Source organism: Dyella flagellata (assembly GCF_030160275.1).
GTDB classification, from domain to species: Bacteria; Pseudomonadota; Gammaproteobacteria; order Xanthomonadales; family Rhodanobacteraceae; genus Dyella_B; species Dyella_B flagellata.
In genome coordinates, this window is the sequence record NZ_BSOA01000032.1 from 1 (window position 1) to 2146 (window position 2146).

The following is a 2146-nucleotide window of genomic DNA, read 5'->3' on the forward strand; positions in this document are numbered from 1 at the left end:
ATCAATCTGGTACGGATCAACGGCCCTTGTTCCAGATCGAAGGCACGATGAATTTCCTCGCTAGCGCGTTGCCGTACATAGCTGACAGGCTGTGCACCGTCGGGCAGCTCCTCTTCCTGCCATGGCATGCCCGACTCGGCCTGCAGCAGACCCACGATGGGGGATCCTTCAGCAAGCAGGAACGTGCTGCGCAGAGAGTCATGCCGGGACCAGATTGCGTCGAGGCTCCGACGCAAGGCTTGCACATCCAACGTTCCATGCAGACGCAAGGTCAGTGGCATATGGTAGGTAGCACTGACGCCCTCCAGTTGTGCCAGGAACCATAGCCGCTGTTGTGCAAAGGATGGCGGAAGCGAGCGCTCGCGCGATAGGCGCATGATCGCCGGCATGGCAAGCTTGGCGATCGGCAACTGTTCGGCGATGGCGTCTGCAAGGTCCGCCAGCGTGCGCGTGGCAAAAAAGCGTGACAGTGGAAGGTCCATGCGCAAGACGCTACGCAGCCGGCTTAGCAGGCGCACCGCCAACAACGAATGCCCTCCCAGTGCGAAGAAGTTGTCCTGCCGCCCTACGTGCTCCACACCCAACAGCTCCTGCCAGAGCTGCGCCAAAGTTTGCTCGATCGCTCCTTGCGGCGCTGCGTAAGCCTGGCGGGCATAGACTTCCCCGCCTGCAGCGGGCAGCGCCTTGCGGTCGAGCTTTCCATTCGGTGTCAGCGGCAACGCATCCAGGAGTACGAACGCACTCGGCACCATGTAGTCGGGCAGACGTTCGCTGAGGTGCGCGCGCAACGTCGCAACCAGATCGTCGGCAATGGCATGCCCGTGCGATACCACATACGCCACCAGCCGCTTCTCGCCCGCATGATCGTCCCGCGCCACTACCACCGCTTCGCGAACGCCTGGATGCTGGCCTAGCCGCGCATCGATCTCACCCAGCTCGATGCGAAAACCGCGAATCTTCACCTGATGATCGTTGCGACCCAGGTACAGGATGTTGCCGTTCGGCAAGTACTTCGCCAGATCGCCCGTGCGGTACATCCGCGCGTCAGCTTTGCGGCTGAAGGGATCGGGCAGGAAGCGCTCATCGGTCAACTCCGGGCGATTGAGGTAGCCGCGCGCGACGCCGGCTCCGCCAATATGGATTTCTCCCGGCGATCCCAAGGGTACCGGCTGTTGGTATGGGTCCAGCAGATAGATCTGCGTGTTCGCGATCGGACGGCCGATCGGCACCTGCTCGTCGTCAAAATGATACGGACAAGTCCACGCTGTGACATCGATCGCCGCTTCAGTCGGGCCATACAGGTTATGCAGGGCGACAGTGGGCAGAATCTGCGCAAAGCGCCGTACCATTGCCGCGGGCAAAGCTTCTCCACTGCAAATGACTCGCGTGAGAGTGGTGCAATGGCGGGCCTCATGCGCTTCCAGGAAGCTGCCCAGCATCGATGGCACGAAGTGGATCGTTGTCACGCCTTGCTCGATGATCCATCGGGCCAGCTGATCCGCGTCTCGGTGCGCGCCCGGCGCCATCACGGCCAAGGTCGCGCCGCGCTGCAAAGTCCAGAAGAACTCCCATACCGAGACATCAAAGCTGAATGGAGTCTTCTGCGCCACCACATCATGCGCCTGCAAGCTGTAAGCGTCCTGCATCCACTGCAGCCGGTTGGCCAAGGCACGGTGTTCATTAGGCACACCTTTAGGCAGACCGGTGGAACCGGAGGTGTAGATCACGTACGCCAGATGGCTGGATGTCAGGCCATGGGCCACCGGATTGTGTTCGGCTTGAGCGGCCCAGGCCGGCTGCTCAGCATCCAGCTCAAGCACCGTGAGTTCATCCGGCAAGGTCCCGCCCCATGTCCTTCGGCTGCTTGCGTCCGTCAGCAGGATTCGCGGCGCCGCATCTTTCAGCATGTAGCGGCGCCGTTCTTCTGGATACGCCGGATCCACCGGCACATACGCACCACCGGCTTTGAGGATGCCCAGCAGGCCCACCACCATGTGCGTGCTGCGCTCCACGCAGATCGCGACCCGCTCGTCGGGCTGCACGCCTTGCCTGATCAACCAGTGTGCCAGGCGGTTGGCGCGTGCATTGAGTTCGGCGTAGCTCAGCCGTTCTTCCCCGTAGATGATCGCCAACGCGTCCGGGCTGC

1 protein-coding gene is annotated in these 2146 nt (G+C 62.1%); it reads right to left on the reverse strand.

Features of this window, described 5'->3' with window-relative positions:
- A partial coding sequence (locus QQJ96_RS14500) for an amino acid adenylation domain-containing protein (protein ID WP_284332731.1) occupies nucleotides 1–2146 on the reverse strand: 2146 nt, incomplete at both ends.